The sequence below is a fragment of the Pseudomonas sp. PGPR40 genome (assembly GCF_022014505.1).
In the GTDB taxonomy this organism is placed as follows: Bacteria; Pseudomonadota; Gammaproteobacteria; order Pseudomonadales; family Pseudomonadaceae; genus Aquipseudomonas.
On the sequence record NZ_JAKLSP010000014.1, the window covers coordinates 135,320 to 153,394 of the forward strand.

16 protein-coding genes are annotated in these 18,075 nt (G+C 57.9%); 10 read left to right on the forward strand and 6 right to left on the reverse strand.

What is annotated here, in order from left to right; genetic code table 11:
* Window positions 1–192: 192 nt before the first annotated feature.
* The 6 genes from MEB48_RS14210 to cyoE all read left to right on the forward strand — a co-directional run bounded on the left by MEB48_RS14210 (window position 193) and on the right by cyoE (window position 6,379).
* The gene (locus tag MEB48_RS14210; protein WP_237884812.1) at window positions 193–702 is read left to right on the forward strand and encodes a disulfide bond formation protein B; all 510 of its coding nucleotides are present in this window, start codon (window positions 193–195) and stop codon (window positions 700–702) included.
* An 830-nt stretch (window positions 703–1,532) separates the two neighbouring features.
* Window positions 1,533–2,477 carry a ubiquinol oxidase subunit II gene (gene cyoA / locus MEB48_RS14215; protein WP_237884813.1) on the forward strand — a complete coding sequence of 315 codons (945 nt, stop codon included), beginning with the start codon at window positions 1,533–1,535 and terminating at the stop codon, window positions 2,475–2,477.
* Window positions 2,478–2,480: 3 nt separating this feature from the next.
* Window positions 2,481–4,511 (forward strand): cytochrome o ubiquinol oxidase subunit I, encoded by a 2,031-nt coding sequence (gene cyoB / locus MEB48_RS14220; protein WP_237884814.1) that lies wholly within the window; start codon window positions 2,481–2,483, stop codon window positions 4,509–4,511.
* A 3-nt stretch (window positions 4,512–4,514) separates the two neighbouring features.
* A complete protein-coding gene (locus MEB48_RS14225) occupies window positions 4,515–5,141 on the forward strand; it encodes a cytochrome o ubiquinol oxidase subunit III (RefSeq protein ID WP_038979057.1) in 627 nt (208 codons plus the stop codon).
* Window positions 5,142–5,480 carry a cytochrome o ubiquinol oxidase subunit IV gene (gene cyoD / locus MEB48_RS14230; protein WP_237884815.1) on the forward strand — a complete coding sequence of 113 codons (339 nt, stop codon included), beginning with the start codon at window positions 5,142–5,144 and terminating at the stop codon, window positions 5,478–5,480.
* A gap of 11 nt (window positions 5,481–5,491) precedes the next feature.
* Window positions 5,492–6,379 carry a heme o synthase gene (cyoE, locus tag MEB48_RS14235; RefSeq protein ID WP_237884816.1) on the forward strand — a complete coding sequence of 296 codons (888 nt, stop codon included), beginning with the start codon at window positions 5,492–5,494 and terminating at the stop codon, window positions 6,377–6,379.
* Between the two features lie 70 nt (window positions 6,380–6,449).
* Here cyoE and MEB48_RS14240 read toward each other — a convergent pair whose 3' ends face one another.
* From MEB48_RS14240 to MEB48_RS14250, 3 genes are all read right to left on the reverse strand, one after another.
* Window positions 6,450–7,154, reverse strand: coding sequence for a hypothetical protein (locus tag MEB48_RS14240; RefSeq protein ID WP_237884817.1), 705 nt, complete (start codon window positions 7,152–7,154; stop codon window positions 6,450–6,452).
* Window positions 7,155–7,292: 138 nt separating this feature from the next.
* Window positions 7,293–8,819, reverse strand: coding sequence for a sensor histidine kinase (locus tag MEB48_RS14245; protein WP_237884818.1), 1,527 nt, complete (start codon window positions 8,817–8,819; stop codon window positions 7,293–7,295).
* On the reverse strand, window positions 8,816–9,532 hold the full coding sequence (locus MEB48_RS14250; RefSeq protein ID WP_237884819.1) for a response regulator transcription factor: 717 nt from the start codon (window positions 9,530–9,532) through the stop codon (window positions 8,816–8,818). The genes MEB48_RS14245 and MEB48_RS14250 overlap by 4 nt, the downstream gene beginning before the upstream one ends.
* A 153-nt stretch (window positions 9,533–9,685) precedes the next feature.
* On the opposite strand from MEB48_RS14250, the gene msrB reads away from it, so the two are divergent.
* Genes msrB through msrA form a run of 3 tightly spaced genes read left to right on the forward strand, consistent with a single transcriptional unit; the run spans window position 9,686 to window position 12,767 of the window.
* Window positions 9,686–10,201, forward strand: coding sequence for a peptide-methionine (R)-S-oxide reductase MsrB (msrB, locus tag MEB48_RS14255; RefSeq protein ID WP_237884820.1), 516 nt, complete (start codon window positions 9,686–9,688; stop codon window positions 10,199–10,201).
* Window positions 10,202–10,244: 43 nt separating this feature from the next.
* The gene (locus MEB48_RS14260; RefSeq protein ID WP_237884821.1) at window positions 10,245–12,032 is read left to right on the forward strand and encodes a cytochrome c biogenesis protein DipZ; all 1,788 of its coding nucleotides are present in this window, start codon (window positions 10,245–10,247) and stop codon (window positions 12,030–12,032) included.
* Between the two features lie 27 nt (window positions 12,033–12,059).
* Complete coding sequence (msrA, locus tag MEB48_RS14265) at window positions 12,060–12,767, forward strand: peptide-methionine (S)-S-oxide reductase MsrA (RefSeq protein WP_237884822.1); 708 nt, start codon at window positions 12,060–12,062, stop codon at window positions 12,765–12,767.
* 44 nt (window positions 12,768–12,811) lie between these two features.
* Here msrA and MEB48_RS14270 read toward each other — a convergent pair whose 3' ends face one another.
* Window positions 12,812–13,717 (reverse strand): LysR family transcriptional regulator, encoded by a 906-nt coding sequence (locus MEB48_RS14270; protein WP_237884823.1) that lies wholly within the window; start codon window positions 13,715–13,717, stop codon window positions 12,812–12,814.
* 102 nt (window positions 13,718–13,819) lie between these two features.
* Here MEB48_RS14270 and MEB48_RS14275 point away from each other — a divergent pair, with 102 nt between their 5' ends.
* Entirely contained in the window at window positions 13,820–14,995 is a 1,176-nt protein-coding gene (locus MEB48_RS14275) for an aspartate aminotransferase family protein (protein WP_237884824.1), read from the forward strand.
* 99 nt (window positions 14,996–15,094) lie between these two features.
* Here the strand turns inward: MEB48_RS14275 and MEB48_RS14280 are convergent, their stop codons facing one another.
* Together MEB48_RS14280 and MEB48_RS14285 are read right to left on the reverse strand one after the other, a co-directional pair.
* On the reverse strand, window positions 15,095–15,622 hold the full coding sequence (locus MEB48_RS14280) for an adenylate kinase (protein WP_237884825.1): 528 nt from the start codon (window positions 15,620–15,622) through the stop codon (window positions 15,095–15,097).
* Window positions 15,623–15,638: 16 nt separating this feature from the next.
* Entirely contained in the window at window positions 15,639–17,576 is a 1,938-nt protein-coding gene (locus MEB48_RS14285; RefSeq protein ID WP_237884826.1) for an alkaline phosphatase D family protein, read from the reverse strand.
* Window positions 17,577–18,075: the final 499 nt, after the last annotated feature.

Sequence of the window (18,075 nt, forward strand, 5' to 3'; positions counted from 1 at the left end):
CTTGTCGAAGCGGTTGATCGATAAGCCCCCCGTCCGAAGGTCAATGCTGCCGTGTAGACTTCCGGGCAATCGACATCAGATCGACAACGGCATTGCCGCCAAAAGGGCATATCGAAGACAACATCAGCCTGACGCAGCCGCTGCAAGCGCAGCCACCGGCGAGCTGATCCACGGACACAAAAGGGAAACGCGATGAGCGAGGAAACGATGCGGTTGGGGCGTGAACGGCGCTATTTGGTGTTGCTGGGCATTATTTGCCTGGCGCTGATCGGTGGTGCGCTGTACATGCAAGTGGCGCTGGGCGAGGCACCGTGCCCGTTGTGCATCCTGCAACGTTATGCGTTGTTGCTGATCGCGCTGTTCGCATTTATCGGCGCGGCAATGCGCACCCGTCGCAGCATCACGCTGTTCGAAGCATTGGTGGTGATCTGCGCCATAGCGGGCGTCGGCGTAGCCGGGCATCACGTCTATACCCAGTTTTACCCGGCGGTCAGTTGCGGCATCGATGTGCTGCAACCCATCGTCGACGGTCTGCCCCTGGCGAAGATCTTCCCGCTGGGCTTCCAGGTCGACGGTTTCTGTTCCACTCCGTATCCGCCGATCCTCGGTTTGTCCCTGGCACAGTGGGCGCTGGTGGCGTTCGTGCTGATCGTGGTGTTAGTGCCGCTGCTCACTTCGCGTAACCGCAAAGCGCTGCGTTGAGACTGTCCGCCGCACCGTCAGGTGAAACAAAAGAACGCCCCGGTCCTCGTTGAGAGGCCGGGGCGTTTTGCATGTTCAGAGGGCGGGTAAAAAGACCTTGATGCGCGACAAGGACGGGTGCGACATGCGTGCGACACGTTGTCACAGCGTGAGTGTCGCAAGGCATTTCAATACGTTGAAATAGTGCATCGTCATGCAACAAAAACGGGCCCTTCAAGCAACTGAAGGCTTTAGCGCCCATGGGACGAAACAGGCAGTTTTAACAGGGCCTGGCGATTGGCCGAAGCCCTTGTCATATAGGGGGTAGAGCAGGATGCAAGGCGAGCGCAGAGCCCTTGAAACTGTCTGAACTTCGTGTGGTAGACCTACATTTTTTGGTGTTTTTGTTGAGAATTAATTTCGATACCATGGCGCACTTTTGCAAAAACCGTTAATGATTGTTGTTGGATCGGATAAAAATTATTTCGGGATGAGACATGGTTTATGAATCGCTACATATCTACAATCGCCCGCACTGAATTTCCGGCACTGCTCACCCTGACTCAGGTGCAGGAGCAGCATTAGGGTGTCGAGAGGCCTGATGGCTTCATGTGACGCCCAAGGTGTCGGTGCTTCCCGACGATCCGCACCAAATGGAATTGGTCTGTAACAAGGCCCTTGACCACGAATTCGAATAAGAACTTAACGCAGGCCCAGGATTTGTCGAACAGCGTCTGACGCGCGACGGGCAGGCCCTTATTCAATCCAAGAAAAATGCCAACCCTTGGCAGGGTGAAGTGTTGGCGATCAAAACCCAACTGCATTGCGCAAGCTGCTTTAGAGGTCGTGAGATGAGTAAAAACAGGTACCCCAGACTACTAGGCTTATTGCCGCTGCTCGGCACGTTGTTGCTGGGAGGCTGCAACATGACCTTGCTCGATCCCAAGGGCCAGGTCGGCCTGGATGAGCGAAACCTGATCATCACCGCAACGCTGCTGATGCTGTTGGTCGTCGTGCCAGTCATCGTCATGACGTTTCTGTTCGCCTGGAAGTACCGCGCCTCCAACACCGACGCCGTCTACACGCCGAAGTGGTCGCACTCCACCAAGATCGAAATCGCCGTGTGGACGATTCCGGTACTGATCATCATTGCCCTGGGTTACATCACCTACAAGTCGACCCATGCACTGGACCCTTACAAACCGCTGGAATCCGACGTCAAGCCGGTGACCATCGAAGTGGTCGCGCTGGACTGGAAGTGGCTGTTCATCTACCCGGAACAAGGTATTGCCACGGTCAACAAGATCGTGTTCCCGGCGAACACCCCGATCAACTTCAAGGTCACTTCCGACGCCGTGATGAACTCGTTCTTCATCCCTGCGCTGGGCGGCCAGATCTACGCGATGGCGGGCATGCAGACCAAACTGCACCTGATCGCCAACGAGAACGCTGAAATGGACGGTATCTCCGCCAACTACAGCGGCGCCGGTTTCACCGGTATGAAATTCAAAGCGATCGCCACTTCCCAGGAAGAGTTCGACGCTTGGGTAAGTGAAGTCAAAAAGGCACCTAAACAGCTTGAACAAGCTGAATACGCAGCCCTTGCCAAGCAGAGCCAGAACAACCCAGTCGAGCTCTACTCCTCGGTCACGCCGAACCTGTTCCAGATCATCGTCGACAAGTACGAAGGCATGAAACCGGGCCCGAAAGTGAAGCACGAGAAGAAAGAGAAAGAAGTGGCCGCTACGCAAGGAATGGACATGAACTCGCATTCAGCTGCCGGGGCAGAGGAGTAAACGATGTTTGGTAAATTAAGTTGGGAAGCGGTCCCGTTCCACGAGCCGATCGTGATGGTGACCATCGCCATGATCGCGCTGGGTGGTCTGGCGCTGTTCGCCGGGATCACTTATTTCAAGAAGTGGACCTACCTGTGGACCGAGTGGCTGACCTCGGTCGACCACAAGAAAATCGGCGTGATGTACATCATCGTCGCCATGGTCATGCTGCTGCGTGGTTTTGCCGACGCCATCATGATGCGTACCCAGTTGGCCATGGCCACCGAGGGTTCGCCTGGCTACCTGCCACCTGAACACTATGACCAGATCTTCACCGCTCACGGTGTGATCATGATCATCTTCATGGCGATGCCATTCTTCACCGGCCTGATGAACCTTGCAGTGCCGCTGCAGATCGGCGCGCGTGACGTTGCCTACCCGTTCCTGAACTCCCTGAGCTTCTGGCTGCTGGTATCCGGCGTAGTGCTGATCAACCTGTCTCTGGGCGTTGGTGAATTCGCCAAGACCGGTTGGGTTGCCTATCCGCCGCTGTCGGGGCTGCAATACAGTCCGGGCGTGGGGATGGATTACTACATCTGGGCGCTACAGCTATCCGGGCTAGGTACGACGCTGACGGGGGTGAACTTCCTGGCCACCGTGCTGAAAATGCGTACCCCGGGCATGAAGCTGATGGACATGCCGATCTTCACCTGGACCTGCACCTGGGCCAACGTCCTGATCGTGGCTTCGTTCCCGATCCTGACCGCTACCCTGGCTTTGCTGACACTTGACCGCTACATGGATTTCCACATTTTCACCAATGAACTTGGTGGCAATCCGATGATGTACGTCAACCTGTTCTGGGCTTGGGGTCACCCCGAGGTTTACATCCTGATTCTGCCGGCGTTCGGTATCTTCTCCGAAGTCATCTCGACCTTCTCCGGCAAGAAACTGTTCGGCCACCACTCGATGATCTACGCATCGGGCGCGATCTCGATCCTGGGCTTCATGGTCTGGCTGCACCACTTCTTCACCATGGGGTCGGGTGCCAGCGTCAACGCCTTCTTCGGTCTGGCGACGATGCTGATCTCGATCCCGACGGGGGTGAAGCTGTTCAACTGGCTGTTCACCATCTACCAGGGTCGTCTGCGTTTCACCAGCCAAGTGCTGTGGACTCTGGGCTTCATGGTGACTTTCGCCATCGGCGGCATGACCGGCGTACTGCTGGCCATCCCGGGTGCTGATTTCGTACTGCACAACAGCCTGTTCGTGATCGCGCACTTCCATAACGTGATCATCGGCGGCGCGGTATTCGGTTACATCGCTGGCTTCGCCTTCTACTTCCCGAAAGCGTTCGGCTTCAAGCTGCACGAAGGTTGGGGCAAGGCAGCATTCTGGTTCTGGATCTCGGGCTTCTTCGTCGCGTTCATGCCGCTCTATGCACTGGGCTTCATGGGCATGACCCGTCGTCTGAACGCCACCACTAACCCTGAGTGGGTGCCGTACCTGTACGTCGCCATGTTCGGTGCGGTGATGATTGCTGTCGGTATCGCCTGCCAGCTGATCCAGCTGTACGTCAGCGTGCGTGATCGCAACAAGCCAGAGAACATGTGCGAACACGGCGACCCGTGGAATGCCCACACCCTGGAATGGTCGACCTCCTCGCCACCACCGTTCTACAACTTTGCCGTGCTGCCGAAAGCAGACAGCATCGACCCGTTCACCGAAGCCAAGGAAAACGGCACCGCGTACAAGGCTCCGGCCAAGTACGAGCCGATCCACATGCCAAACAACACCGCGACCGGTGTGGTCATGGGTGCGCTGTTGACCGTGTTCGGTTTTGCGATGATCTGGCACATCTGGTGGCTGGCGATCGTCGGTCTGGTCGGCACCGTGGTGTACTTCGTGATCCATGCTGCACGTGATGATCAAGGCTATATGGTGCCGGTCGACGTGATCGAGCGCATCGAAGCCGAGCAGCACAAGCGTCTGGTAGCGGCCGGGAAAGTTCCAGCCACCGCCACCCGTGTTGAAACCTCGTTGGAACAGGCTTAAACCATGTCGAACTTAGTGACCAATGCTGGACACACCCATGTCGATGGACATGGGCACGATGACCATCACCACGACTCGGGCGAGATGACCGTATACGGCTTCTGGCTCTACCTGATGACCGACTGCATCCTGTTTGCGTCGATCTTCGCGGTGTACGCGGTACTGGTTAACAACGTAGCGGGTGGCCCATCGGGCCACGACATCTTCGAACTGCCATACGTGCTGGGCGAAACTGCTCTGCTGCTGTTCAGTTCGATCACCTACGGCTTCGCCATGCTGGCGTTGTTCAAGGGCAAGAAGAACCAGGTGCTGGGCTGGCTGGGCATGACCTTCCTGTTCGGCGCCGGCTTCATCGGCATGGAAATCAACGAGTTCCACGTGTTGATCGCCGAAGGCTACGGCCCTAGTCGCAGCGGCTTCCTGTCCGGGTTCTTCACCCTGGTCGGCACTCACGGTCTGCACGTGACCAGCGGTCTGATCTGGATGGCGATCATGATGTATCAGGTCCAGAAAAACGGCCTGACATCGACCAACAAGACCCGTCTGAGCTGCCTGAGCCTGTTCTGGCACTTCCTGGACGTCGTGTGGATCTGCGTATTCACGGTTGTTTATCTGATGGGGACTATGTAAATGGCTAACCCAGCTCATTCCCACGATAGCCACGACGCCGGTCACGGCAGCTACAAGTCGTACGCCATCGGCTTCATCCTGTCGGTGATCCTGACCGTCATTCCATTCGGTCTGGTGATGTACCCGTCGCTGCCGAAATCGATCACGCTGTGGATCGTGCTGGCGTTCGCGGTTATCCAGGTGCTGGTGCACCTGGTGTACTTCCTCCACCTGGACCGTTCCGCCGCCCAGCGTAACAACGTGATCGCGTTTGTCTTCGCTGCGCTGGTCATCGTCCTGTTGGTTGGCCTGTCGTTGTGGATCATGTTCAGCATCCACACCAACATGATGGCGAAGTGAGGTAAGTCCGGATGTCCTTGAAGCACTTTATCCAAATCACCAAACCGGGGATCATTTTCGGTAACGTGCTTTCAGTGGCAGGCGGATTTTTCCTGGCCTCGAAAGGGCATGTCGATCTGGCCATTTTCCTGGCTGCGATGATCGGCACATCCCTGGTGGTGGCTTCCGGTTGCGTGTTCAACAATTGCATCGACCGCGACATCGACCTGAAGATGGAACGCACCAAGAACCGGGTGCTGGTCCAGGGCTTGATCTCCCTGAAACTGGCCCTGATTTACGCGACCATCCTCGGCGTTGCCGGCGTTGCATTGCTGTACAAGGTGGCCAACCCGTTGGCCGCGCTGTTCGCAATCATCGGCTTCGTGATCTACGTCGGCTTCTACAGCCTGTACCTCAAGCGCAAGTCGGTTCACGGCACGCTGGTGGGCAGTCTGTCGGGGGCGATGCCGCCGGTGATCGGTTACGTCGCGGTCAGCAATAACTTCGACATGGCCGCGCTGACGTTGCTGGTGATGTTCAGCCTGTGGCAGATGCCGCATTCCTACGCCATCGCCATCTTCCGCTTCAACGATTACCTGGCCGCATCGATTCCGGTGTTGCCGGTGAAGCGCGGGATCCAGGTGGCCAAGAAGCACATCCTGCTCTACATCCTGGCGTTCCTCGTAGCGACCTTGATGCTGACCTTCAGCGGCTACGCCGGCATGAGCTACCTCGCCGTCGCCGCGGCCATGGGCATGTACTGGTTGTACATGGCCTGGACCGGTTACAAGGCAGTGGATGACACGGTCTGGGCACGCAAGCTGTTCGTGTTCTCGATCTTCACCATTACTGCGTTGAGCGTAATGATGTCGCTGGATTTTAAAGTGCCGAGTGAGTTGTTGCTGACTTACGTGCCTTAAGCGTTGGATGCGGTAAAGAAAAGCCCCGCCTTCGAGAGAAGGGCGGGGCTTTTTTGATTAGCGTTTAGCGTTACTGCGCGGCGATGCTGTAGCCGTCGAACGCGGTTTTTTGCTGAAGCGCGGTGATGATGTTCTTGCGGTTAACCGCTTGCTCAGCCCCGGCATTGTCCAGGAACGTTTCGCTTTCCAGCTCGGCTTCATCGCCTTCGCCGACGAAAGCGAAGCCCAGGAATTCCAGCGCTTCACGGTCAACATTCAGACGCGAACGCGGGGTGCGCAGGGGCAGCGTGACGCTGGTTCCGTCCTTGCTGATGGTGAACACTTCGACTTCTTTCTTGGCGCGAGCCGCCTTGCTCTTGCTGCTGCTCGGATTGCTGATGGCCTGGTGAGTCTGGTTCAGTACCTTCAATGCCAGGCCATAGACGATTTCCTGAAACGCCGGGTCGTCCTTGAAGCTGGACAGAATGCGGCTGATCGGAAATTTGCTGCTCAGGTCTTCCAAGGCGGCGATGTCGGCTGCTTCGGCGTCTTTCAGTTGCTTGAGTTCGCCCATCAGTTCGTAGGCTTTATCGTCATCGAAGCTGTCATGAGCCTGGCGAATCGCGGTGCGCAACTCGCGGATCTGGTCGCTTTCCCGGGTGGATTGAAAAGCGTCCAGGACCATCTCGCTGATGGTCTTGGCCTGAGGTACATGCTGTGAAAGATTGATGGAGTTTTCGTATTCCGCTTTGGATGACAAGGTGACTACGGATTCAGCGGTATTGGAATCGGACATTGAAATTTCACTACTTCTTTTAACTTGGATTGAGGCGAGAAAGCACGAGGCCTTTTCAGGCCGCCTAATCTATTGGACCGAGGCTGTGTTGTCACGGATGAACAGGCGGCTGGTCAGCATTTTTGCCAGCGCTATCGACTATTGCCCCATCGAATTAATACTCATCGAGCGAACCACACATTGTTCTGCCGTTTGCTCATCTACCGGTAAGGAGAAGCGAAAGGTCGCGCCGCGTCCGGGCACATCGAGCAATTCGATCTCTCGACCGTGCAACTGCAGGATCCGGTGCACGATCCGCAGCCCCAGTCCGCCATCACGTCGTGCGCCGCCAATGTTGAACGGGCGCAGGAACAGACCTTCACGCAATTCGGGGGCGATGCCGGGGCCGGTGTCGCTGACGGACACTTCGATAAAAGACCCTTGAGGGCGAAGACTGAGTTCGATTTCTCCACCCTGAGGGGTATGGCGCAGGGCGTTGTCGACCAGGTTGGTCAGCACCCGTTCGATCAACCCCAGGTCGGCGCAAGCCACGGCGACATTGGGGGCGAAGGTGGCCTTGAGTTCAATCTGGCGTGCTTCGGCGCTGAGCTCGAATTTCTGAAAGATATCCTGCACCAGATCGGTCAGGGAGAAGCGCTCCAGCACCGGTTGCACGAAACCGTGTTCCAACCGTACCAATTCCAGCAACGATTGCGCCAGGCCCCCGACCTTGCGGCTTTGATCCAGAGCGATCCCTAGATAACGACGGCGGTCGGCGGGGGATAACGTGCTGTCCTTGAGTGACAGGGTTTCCAGGTAACCGTGCAGCGAGGCCAGCGGTGTGCGCAGGTCGTGGGAGATGTTCGCCACCAGTTCACGACGCTCCTGATCCTGACGGGTCAGCGAGCGCCATTGTTCGCCGAGGCGCGCTTGCATCTGCCGGAAGGCGGCGTCGAGTATGGCGATTTCATCATGGCTGGCGGCTTTTTCTACCGATTCTGGCTCGGGCGGGGCGGGCGGAGCAGTCGGCACCCCATTGATATCGAACTGACTGACTTTCTCCGTCAAACGACGCAATGGTCGGGTGATCAGGGCAAATGCTGTGAGGCCGGCAATCAGGCACAGCAACGCCACCAGCCCAATGGACAACAAAGCGGTATTGAGCGCTGCGCTGGTGGCACCGCGTTCGGCGAAGCGGTCATGCTCTTCGCTGAGTAGCACCACATAGAGGTAACCGGCCGGCTGACCGTTGACCCGCAATGGCGCAGCGCTGAACACCTTGCTGCCATCGATGCTGCGTGGATCGTCGCCGAGAATCGGCAGGGCTTCGCCTTTGAGCAAACGCTGGATCGGCGCCAGATCAACCTGTTCGCGACGTATCCGCCCCTCGGGCGCGGCGCTGCCGACAATTCGGCCCCCGGTGTCCAGCAGATAGACCTCGACACTGGGGTTGACCAGCATCAGCTGGCTGAACAATTCGCGCACGGCATTGGGCATCGGGCCATTGCGGTCCATCAGCACAGTGTCGTGGGCGATGTGTTGCGCCAGATCCCGCGACAACCCTTGCACCACTTCCAGTTCATGCATCTGGTTGGAGCGCACCTGCATCCATGCCGAGGTGCCGCAGCACACCAGCAACAGCACGGCGAACACCAGGGACAGGCGTTGGGTCAGGGTCAGCCTCATGGCTGCTCTCCGCTCGTGGCGAATTTGTAGCCGCGACCCCACACTGTGAGGATGCGCGCCGGTTGCGCCGGATCGGCCTCGATTTTGGCCCGCAGACGGTTGATGTGGGTGTTGACCGTGTGCTCGTAACCTTCATGACTGTAGCCCCACACCGTGTTGAGCAGGTCCATGCGCGAGAAGACCTTGCCGGGCTGGCGAACGAAGAAGTACAGCAAGTCGAACTCCCGTGGCGTGAGGTCAAGGCGCCGACCATCGAGAGAGACTTCACGGGTGATCGGGTCGATGGACAGGCCATCGCTGATCAGACTGCCGGCGTCCATTTTCAGGTTGCGGGCCATGGCGTCGACCCGTCGCAGCAGTGCCTTGACCCGTGCCACCAGTTCGAGCATGGAAAAGGGTTTGGCCAGGTAGTCGTCGGCACCGAGTTCCAGCCCCAGAATCCGATGGACTTCGCTGGAGCGCGCACTGGTAATGATGATCGGCGTGTAGCGTGCCATCGCCCGGGCGCGGCGGCAGATTTCCAGGCCGTCGACGCCGGGCAGCATCAGGTCGAGGATCAGTGCGTCCCAGCTTCCTTGCTGCAGCAGTCGCATGCCTTCATCGCCGTCGGCGCAATGCACTACCTCGAACTGCTCATCGCGCAGATGCAGGCAGATAAGGTCGGCGATAGGCAGGTCGTCCTCGACCACCAGGACGCGTTTGGTCTGTTCCATGGAGCTCAATCCTTTGTGACGCAATGAACACATTGTGCGGGTTTTCCTGAGGCTGAGTTATCACGAATTGTTTTACTTCTCGTGAGGATTTGGCGATCAACTCAAGCCTAGGCTGTGTTCCATGCAAGGCATCTGGAATTTTGGAGAAGGCCCATGTTTTCACGGCGACAGTTTCTTGTAGCGAGCGGCGGGCTGGGGGCTGCAGCCTTGGTGATCGGTGTATTGCCAAAATTTTCCGCAAGCGTCGCGCTGATCGATGAGGCTCGCGCGAAGGAGGTTTTCGAGGTGGCTCACAGCGACAGCGAATGGCGCGCCATGCTCAGCGCCGAGCAGTACGAGATCCTGCGCGAAGAGGGCACCGAACGGGCCTACAGCAGCCCGCTGAACAACGAGCATCGGAAGGGCATTTTTGCCTGCGCCGGTTGTGATCTGCCGTTGTTTTCTTCCGATACCAAATTTGACAGTCGCACCGGTTGGCCAAGCTTTTGGGCTCCGCTCGACAACGCTGTGGCCACTCGTCAGGACCGCACCTTCGGCATGCTGCGCGAAGAGGTCCACTGTCGTCGTTGCGGCGGTCATCTGGGCCATGTCTTCGAGGACGGGCCGAAGCCCACCGGTCTGCGTTACTGCATGAACGGTCTGGCGCTGACTTTCAAACCACAGGCGTGATCCATGGGCACTTCCTTTCACTCACTTGATGCAGGTCGACGTTATGTGGCTTCTGGTCCTCGCTTATCTCGGTGGTGTGCTGACGATCGTCAGCCCGTGCATTCTGCCGGTATTGCCCTTTGTCTTCGCTCGCACCGGGCAGCCGTTTATGAAGAGTGGCTTGCCGCTGCTGGCCGGGATGGCGCTGACCTTCGCGCTCGTCGCCTCGTTGGCGGCGGTGGGCGGCGGTTGGGTGGTGCAAGTCAATCAGTACGGTCGCTGGCTCGCGTTGCTGTTCGTTGCGCTGTTCGGGCTGACACTGTTGCTGCCTCGGTTGGCCGAGCGTCTGACGCGTCCATTGGTGGCGGCCGGCGGTCGGCTGTCGGAAGCCGCGGCTGCCGATACCCGGCCGCGCCCCGGCGCTTCGTTGCTGATCGGTGTCGCCACGGGCCTGCTCTGGGCGCCCTGCGCCGGGCCAATTCTGGGTCTGCTATTGACTGGCGCGGCGCTGCAAGGGGCAAGCATCGCCACGACCCTGTTGCTACTGGCTTACGCGGCCGGTGCCGCTACCTCTCTCGCCGCGGCGTTGCTGCTGGGCGGTAAAGTCTTCGCCGCGATGAAGCGCTCGATAGGTGCAGGCGAGTGGCTGCGACGAGGTTTGGGAGTCGCGATGCTGGCCGGTGTGGTGGCGATCGCCTTGGGACTGGATACCGGGATTCTGGCGCGGGTCTCGACGGCATCCACCGGCGGTATCGAGCAAGCGCTGGTAAACCGATTGGCTGGTCAGTTGCCGACCGACAGTGGGGCAATGATGTCGCAAATTCCACGGGACGGCGATCAACCCGTCGGCAGCATGAAAATGACCGCCAGGATACCGGGCGAACTGCCGATTGAAGGCAACCTTCCATCACTGGACGGTGCAGTGCAATGGCTCAACTCACCCCCTCTCACCGCCCAAACCTTGAAGGGCAAGGTTGTACTGGTGGATTTCTGGACTTACTCCTGCATCAACTGCCTGCGCACCCTGCCATATGTGAAGGCCTGGGCCGAGAAGTATCGCGATCAGGGCTTGGTGGTGATCGGCGTCCATACGCCCGAGTTTGCCTTCGAACGGGATGTAGGCAACGTCACAAAAGCCATGAAGGACCTGGGCATCACCTATCCGGTGGCAATCGATAATGACTATGAGGTCTGGCGTGCTTTCAATAACCAATACTGGCCAGCCCACTATTTTGCCGATGCTCAGGGGCGCATTCGTTATCACCACTTTGGTGAAGGCAAGTACGCCGAATCGGAGCGAGTGATTCAGCAACTGCTGCGTGAGGCGGGCGCCGCGAAGGTCGCAGACGGGCTGATCAATGCTCGTGCCGAGGGTGTCCATCTCGCGCCGGACATGAGTGAAGTGCAATCGCCCGAAACCTATCTCGGTTACGAGCGGGCGGAGCACTTCGTCCCTGAAACCGGTCTGGTGCCGGACAAAATGAAAGTCTATAGCCCACCGTCGCAATTGGCTCTCAATGACTGGAGTCTGGGGGGGCAATGGACTGTCGGTCCGGAGCGTGCTGTCTCAAGCGCACCGGCCAGTCGTATCGTCTATCGCTTCCACGCTCGCGATCTGCATTTGGTATTGGGTCCAGGCGCCGACGGTAAACCGGTGCGTTTCAAAGTGTTGATTGACGGCAAGCCCCCAGTTGATGCCCACGGTGTTGATGTGGCGCCCGATGGCAGCGGCAGCGTCACCGAGCAGAGGTTGTATCAACTGGTACGCCAGACGGCAGGGGTAAAGGACCGGACATTCAGCATTGAATTTCTCGATCCGGGTGTGTCGGCGTATGCATTTACGTTTGGTTGATAGCCTCAATCATTCAGGAGATAGCCCATGAAAACCCCATTCAACTGGCGTCGCGCTCTGCTGGGACTGGCCGCTGCCAGCATTATCGGTCAATGCGCAGCGTTCTCCTTCGGACGCGCCGAAGAGGCGGCCATCATTCCTCCACCAGCGCTCGATGAAAACACTCAATCGCGCAGTGAGACGGCGGTTTTTGCCGGCGGTTGCTTCTGGGGCGTCCAAGGGGTATTTCAACACGTCAAAGGGGTGAAGAACGCTGTCTCCGGTTACGCTGGCGGCGCCGCTGACACCGCTCAATATGGGCGGGTCAGCAATGGCGATACCGGTCATGCGGAGGCAGTTGAAGTCACCTTCGATCCCGCTCAAGTCAGTTACGGCACTCTGTTGCAGATCTATTTCTCGGTGGCCCACAACCCCACCGAACTCAATCGCCAGGGCCCAGACAGGGGCACCCAGTATCGGTCGGCGCTTTTCCTGAAAAATGCAGAACAGCAACGTGTCGCCCAGGCCTACATCGCGCAACTCGACGCCGCCCATTCGTTCAATAAACCCATCGTGACCAAACTGGAAACCTACAACGGTTTCTACCCGGCAGAGGAGGAGCATCAGGACTTCCTGACGGAGCACCCGACCTATCCGTACATTGTGATCAATGACCTGCCGAAAGTGGCACAGTTGAAGCAGCTATATCCGGATCGGTATCAGGAGAAGCCGGTGTTGGTGAAAACGGGCTTCTAAGCAAGCAGCTCGGACGAAGCCTCATGAACTTGTCATCGCCCTGGCTATGGCTTGCCCCACCTTTGCAGTGCAAAGTCGACGAAGCTGCGCAATTTCGGCAAACGGTAGCGGTCTTGGGCGTACACAAGGTTCATCGGCCGACTCGGCAGTTGGTAGTCCTGCATCAAGGCCACCAGTTTTCCGTCCTGCAGGTCCTGCTCCACCAACGCATCAGGCACCATTACGATGCCCATACCGGTTCGCGCCGCTTGATGCAGTCCCGCCGAGCTGTTGATCAGCATCGGTCCGCTGACCGCCACCATGACTTCGCCTTCGGGTCCCTTCAGGCGCCATTGTTTGGCTACCGAGTGCCAGTCATCTCCTGCCGGGTAGGCGAAGGCCAGGCAGTCATGGTGTTGCAGGTCGGTGGGTTTTTCTGGTGTGCCTCGACGCTCCAGATAGTCCTTCGAAGCGCACAGGGTCATTGTGTAGTCCATGAGCGGGCGGGCGATCATGTTGGACATCTCGGTAGTGCCCAAGCGAATCGCTACATCGAAACCGTTGTCGAGCAGATCCAGGCGCTGGTTGGTCAAAACGACGTCGAGTTTGACCTGCGGACAACACAGGGCGAATTCGCTCAAGGCCGGCGCCAGTCGTTCGGTGCCGAAGGTCAGTGGTGCGGTGACGCGCAAGGTGCCGCTTGGCTCGTCGAGGGTCTGTTCGGCCAGGCGTTCGGAGTCGGCCACCAGCCCCAATACCTCGAGACAACGTTGATAGTACGCCGTGCCGAATTCCGTCAGCCGCTGGCGTCGTGTCGTACGGTTGAGCAGGCGCACACCCAGACGTTGCTCCAGGGCTCGAAGATGATTACCGACCATGGTCGTGGACATTTCGCACTGCAAAGCGGCGGCAGTCATGCTCCCGGCTTCCACCACTCTTACGTAAACGGTCATTGCCTGAAACAAGTCCATTATCAAGCTCGGCTTTAAAATGATTGAAGTGTTGCAGTGTTTATCCAGTTCAGGTGGCTAACCATACTGTAAAAACACCGACTATTAATGGAGTTTGATGTCATGACTGCTGCCTGCCTGATGAGCACCTACCAACCCTTGGCCTTGAGTTTCAGCAAAGGTCTGGGCACGCGCCTGTGGGATCAGGCCGGTCGTGAATACCTGGACGCGGTGGCAGGTGTAGCGGTGACCAACGTCGGCCACTCACATCCGCGAATTGTGTCGGCCATTAGCGAACAAGCCGGGCTACTGTTGCACACCTCGAATCTGTACAGCATCGACTGGCAACAGCGGCTAGCGCAAAAATTGGTTCGGCTGTCGGGCATGGAGCGGGCGTTCTTCAACAACTCTGGTGCCGAAGCCAACGAAACCGCGTTGAAGCTCGCGCGGCTTTACGGCTGGCATAAAGGCATCGAGCGGCCGCTGGTAGTGGTCATGGAAAACGCCTTTCACGGTCGTACTCTTGGCACCTTGTCCGCCAGCGACGGCCCGGCAGTGCGCCTGGGGTTTAACGAATTGCCGGGGGATTTCGTTAAAGTGCCGTTTGGCGACCTCGCGGTGCTGGAGGCGGTGCAACACGCCCACGGCCCGCGCATTGTGGCGATTCTGATGGAGCCAATTCAGGGTGAAAGCGGTGTGCAAGTGGCGCCGTCCGGTTATCTCAAAGCGGTTCGTGAACTGTGCAACCGCCGCGCCTGGCTGCTGATGCTCGACGAGATCCAGACCGGCATCGGCCGCACCGGTCAGTGGTTTGCGTTCCAGCATGAAGGCATCATCCCGGACGTCATGACCCTGGCCAAAGGCCTGGGCAACGGAATTCCAATTGGTGCCTGCCTGGCCCGGGGCAGAGCTGCCGACCTGTTCACCCCTGGCAGCCACGGCAGCACGTTCGGTGGCAATCCGCTGGCGTGCCGGGTGGGTTACACCGTGCTGGAGATCATCGAGGAACAAAGCCTGCTGGAAAACGCCAAACTTCAGGGGGAACGTCTGCTCGCCAGATTACGCATCGAACTGGCTGACAACCCAAACGTCCTGGCGATCCGTGGCCAGGGCTTGATGATCGGCATCGAGCTCGCCCAACCGATCCGTGACCTGGCCCTGATTGCTGCACGTGATCACGGCTTGCTGATCAACGTGACACGGAGCAAGACCATTCGCCTGTTGCCGCCGCTAACGATCGATGAGCGGGAAGTGGAGATGATTGTCAGAGGGGTGGTGCGGGCGGTGAGCGCGGCCTGACTTCTATTGGATGTACGCCTCTGCAGGAGCAGCCTTCGGCAGCTCCTGCAGAAACGGTGTCTCCGTCTAGAACGCATCTCCCCAAAAAACCGATAGCGATCAGTCGTTTTTTTGCATGCTGCTGACGAAAGCCGTGATTTCAGCCCGATTCATAAGTTGAAGTTTCGAGTTGCTGAACCCTTCATATAAACGCTGATGCGCGGCAAATCCGCTGGACCCTTCGCGATTTCGGTAGCTCCCCGCCCAGTCCTGCAGCGCTATCAGCAACTCGTCACTGTCGTCCCGCTTCGCTTCTCGCTGCCGAATATGATTGACGCAGTCTTCGTCCTCCAGACGCAGCCAGATAAGCGTCGTCGCCTGTCCTGCAAGTTCACTGATCATCCACCCATACACCCCCTCAATAACCCAGCGCTCTTTACTCGCTGCCACTCGCGCCATTCGCAATGCTTCGGCGCGAGGACGAGCGATGCTGTGTTCATCGGATATCCAGTGAATCAGGTCGAGATCGATCCAGGGCACTTGCAGGTGTCCGGCCAATCGTTTGGCCAGCCAACTCTTGCCCGAGCCGGAGTTGCCGATGATCAGGGTTCGAGTGAGGTTCATGGTGTGCAGGTAATCATTGCTCATGGCAACTCGGGCAAAGTCATTCAGCCGCTTCGGAAATTTCAGGCGCAATCATTCGCGTCTTCGGCGATCCATCCGCGTTGAATTGATAAATATCCTGCGGCTGGCCCTTTTCATTGAAGAACACTTGGCCGATCCCTGCCGAGTTCCACAGCCGCTCCCCGGCTTCGGCATGTTCGGGAGTGTGCGGAACAATGCGCATGCGCCGGCGCTTGGTCAGCCAGTTGAGGGGGGAACGGGGCGAGTAGAGCCAGCGGTTGAGGCGGTCGAACCATTCGAGCAAGACAGGCGGGAATTCGTTTTTGATCCCGCTGCTGGTGACCTGCCAGATTCTTGGGCCGGCCTTGCGATGTCGGATCAGTACTTCGTAGACGAAGGAGTAATGCACATCACCGGACAGCACCACGTAGTTACCGGGTGTGCGGGAATGTCGGAAAATGTTCAGGATCACCTGGGCCGCGCCGCGATGGGCCATCCAGTTTTCGGCGTCCACCAGCAGCGGATAGCCAAACCAGCTAAACACCCGTTGCACGGTTTCGATCAGTTTGACGCCGAAAATCGGTGCCGGCGAAACGATGATGGCCGAGGGATGATCGAGCAATTCCTGTTGTAGCTCGCTGAGCGCTTCCCAGTCCAGCAGACCCGACGGTTGCTTGAGGTTCATTTCGCTGCGCCAGCGTCGGGTGCGAGTGTCGAGCACTACCAGCGCCGGGCGGGTGGGCAGTACGTAATGCCACTTCTGAAAGCTCAGCAGTTCATCGATCAAGCTATCCTGGACCTCACTGTCGAGGTAATGATCTTGCCCGGTAGCACTCAATAGACGGGTTTTTTCCAGCATGCTGCCAAACGCGTCCGGGTTGTTGCCCCAACCCTGACACAACATATAAGCGAGCAGCGCGTTGCCGATGATGCGCTTGGAGAACGGATGGCCGTAGGCCGTTTCCTCCCATTGCGCGGAGAGATTCCAGTCATCGGTAATATCGTGGTCGTCGAAAATCATCAGGCACGGCAGATGTGCCATCGCTCGCCCCACACCACCCAGGTCGGTCTTGAACGCATCGATGCGCGTCTGTTCCAGGGCATAGCGCTTGCGTCGTTCGAGCGTCAGTGCCGGTGGTTGCGGCGCGATCAGTGTCCAGGGCGTTGGCGACCATACTAATAGGTACATGGCCATGACCTCGGCGAAGGTCACCAGATGGTTGTCGGCGCTGCTACTGGTAAAAATAGGCTTACGCGCGCCACCGAAAAAACGTTCGCGCAGGGTTTCGTTGCTCTCAAGCGCCGGTAACAAATCCGCACGATGGTAGTAACTGGCCGGGTGTTCATAGAGCCTGGCACTGTCGCTGACCACTGCACCGTCGAGGTGTTCGTCGAACAGCCCCAGACGCTCGATCAAGGCATGAATTGCCCGCAACATCGGCCCCGCGACATCATCCGCATACACCTGATCGCCGCTCATCATTAATAGTGCGGGGCGCTTGCAAGCGTCAGGCTCGGATTCCAGCAACCGATCGACGCACAGCAAACCATCTGCAGCCGGATGGTGAGGTTTACGGCAGGAGCCATGCAGCAATTGATCGATGCGCGAGCGCAGCACGAAATTCGGGCAACACGCTTTGCCGTACAGCAGATGCGGTGCCCATTCCGCTATGCCCGACGGCATGCCATCCGCTTCGGTGATCAGCAGGTCGTACTCGATCAGTGTGTCGCAGGGCAGGGCGGCATTCAGTGATACATCAATCAAATGAATAAAGGCATGAGTACCGACCTGGATGATCGTGCATTGATCCGCATCGAGACGGATGTCTACTCCTTGCAGGCGTAGCGTCAGCGTCAACGCACGTGATCCCACCAGCCACAGCACCAGCCGTTTGGGTTCCAGTCGCCGTAATAGCGGGCCGACGAGGATCGGTGGCAATGGGGAGTGATCGACGGGCAACGGCAAAGATACGGACATCCGGGATTCAAGACTCTTGGTGCAGAGAGGTGGGCGATGATAGCGCAGCTAGTGGCAAGGATTGTCTGATGGCCAATGGCTTATGCCTGAATCTGTAACAAGTGATGATCGCTTTGCACAATACATCTGCCAAGGGAGCTGTGACGGACACATGCTGGTTTCACCCTGCCCAGATCTGGGGTGTGTCGATGAGTAAAGCAAGGACTGCTTATAGAAGCAGAATCAGTACCCGTCTTGAGGCGCATTGCTAAGGGGAAAATTAATCGCAACAGGTGGTTGACCACGAAATAAAATGCTGTACTATTCGCCTCCCGCTAACGAGAGATCGAAAGCGCAAGTGGTTGAAGTTGTTAAAGATTTCCAAGCGAAACTTTGAAAACTTCTGAAAATAACCGCTTGACAGCAACAGAGGCTGCTGTAGAATGCGCGCCTCGGTTGAGACGAAAGATCTTAACCAACCGCTCTTTAACAACTGAATCAAGCAATTCGTGTGGGTGCT

Coding starts and splice junctions, on each gene's coding strand:
- MEB48_RS14210 (WP_237884812.1), top strand. CDS start 193: ATGAGCGAGGAAACGATGCGGTTGGGGCGTGAACGGCGCTATTTGGTG.
- cyoA (WP_237884813.1), top strand. CDS start 1,533: ATGAGTAAAAACAGGTACCCCAGACTACTAGGCTTATTGCCGCTGCTC.
- cyoB (WP_237884814.1), top strand. CDS start 2,481: ATGTTTGGTAAATTAAGTTGGGAAGCGGTCCCGTTCCACGAGCCGATC.
- MEB48_RS14225 (WP_038979057.1), top strand. CDS start 4,515: ATGTCGAACTTAGTGACCAATGCTGGACACACCCATGTCGATGGACAT.
- cyoD (WP_237884815.1), top strand. CDS start 5,142: ATGGCTAACCCAGCTCATTCCCACGATAGCCACGACGCCGGTCACGGC.
- cyoE (WP_237884816.1), top strand. CDS start 5,492: ATGTCCTTGAAGCACTTTATCCAAATCACCAAACCGGGGATCATTTTC.
- MEB48_RS14240 (WP_237884817.1), bottom strand. CDS start 7,154: ATGTCCGATTCCAATACCGCTGAATCCGTAGTCACCTTGTCATCCAAA.
- MEB48_RS14245 (WP_237884818.1), bottom strand. CDS start 8,819: ATGAGGCTGACCCTGACCCAACGCCTGTCCCTGGTGTTCGCCGTGCTG.
- MEB48_RS14250 (WP_237884819.1), bottom strand. CDS start 9,532: ATGGAACAGACCAAACGCGTCCTGGTGGTCGAGGACGACCTGCCTATC.
- msrB (WP_237884820.1), top strand. CDS start 9,686: ATGTTTTCACGGCGACAGTTTCTTGTAGCGAGCGGCGGGCTGGGGGCT.
- MEB48_RS14260 (WP_237884821.1), top strand. CDS start 10,245: ATGTGGCTTCTGGTCCTCGCTTATCTCGGTGGTGTGCTGACGATCGTC.
- msrA (WP_237884822.1), top strand. CDS start 12,060: ATGAAAACCCCATTCAACTGGCGTCGCGCTCTGCTGGGACTGGCCGCT.
- MEB48_RS14270 (WP_237884823.1), bottom strand. CDS start 13,717: ATGGACTTGTTTCAGGCAATGACCGTTTACGTAAGAGTGGTGGAAGCC.
- MEB48_RS14275 (WP_237884824.1), top strand. CDS start 13,820: ATGACTGCTGCCTGCCTGATGAGCACCTACCAACCCTTGGCCTTGAGT.
- MEB48_RS14280 (WP_237884825.1), bottom strand. CDS start 15,622: ATGAGCAATGATTACCTGCACACCATGAACCTCACTCGAACCCTGATC.
- MEB48_RS14285 (WP_237884826.1), bottom strand. CDS start 17,576: ATGTCCGTATCTTTGCCGTTGCCCGTCGATCACTCCCCATTGCCACCG.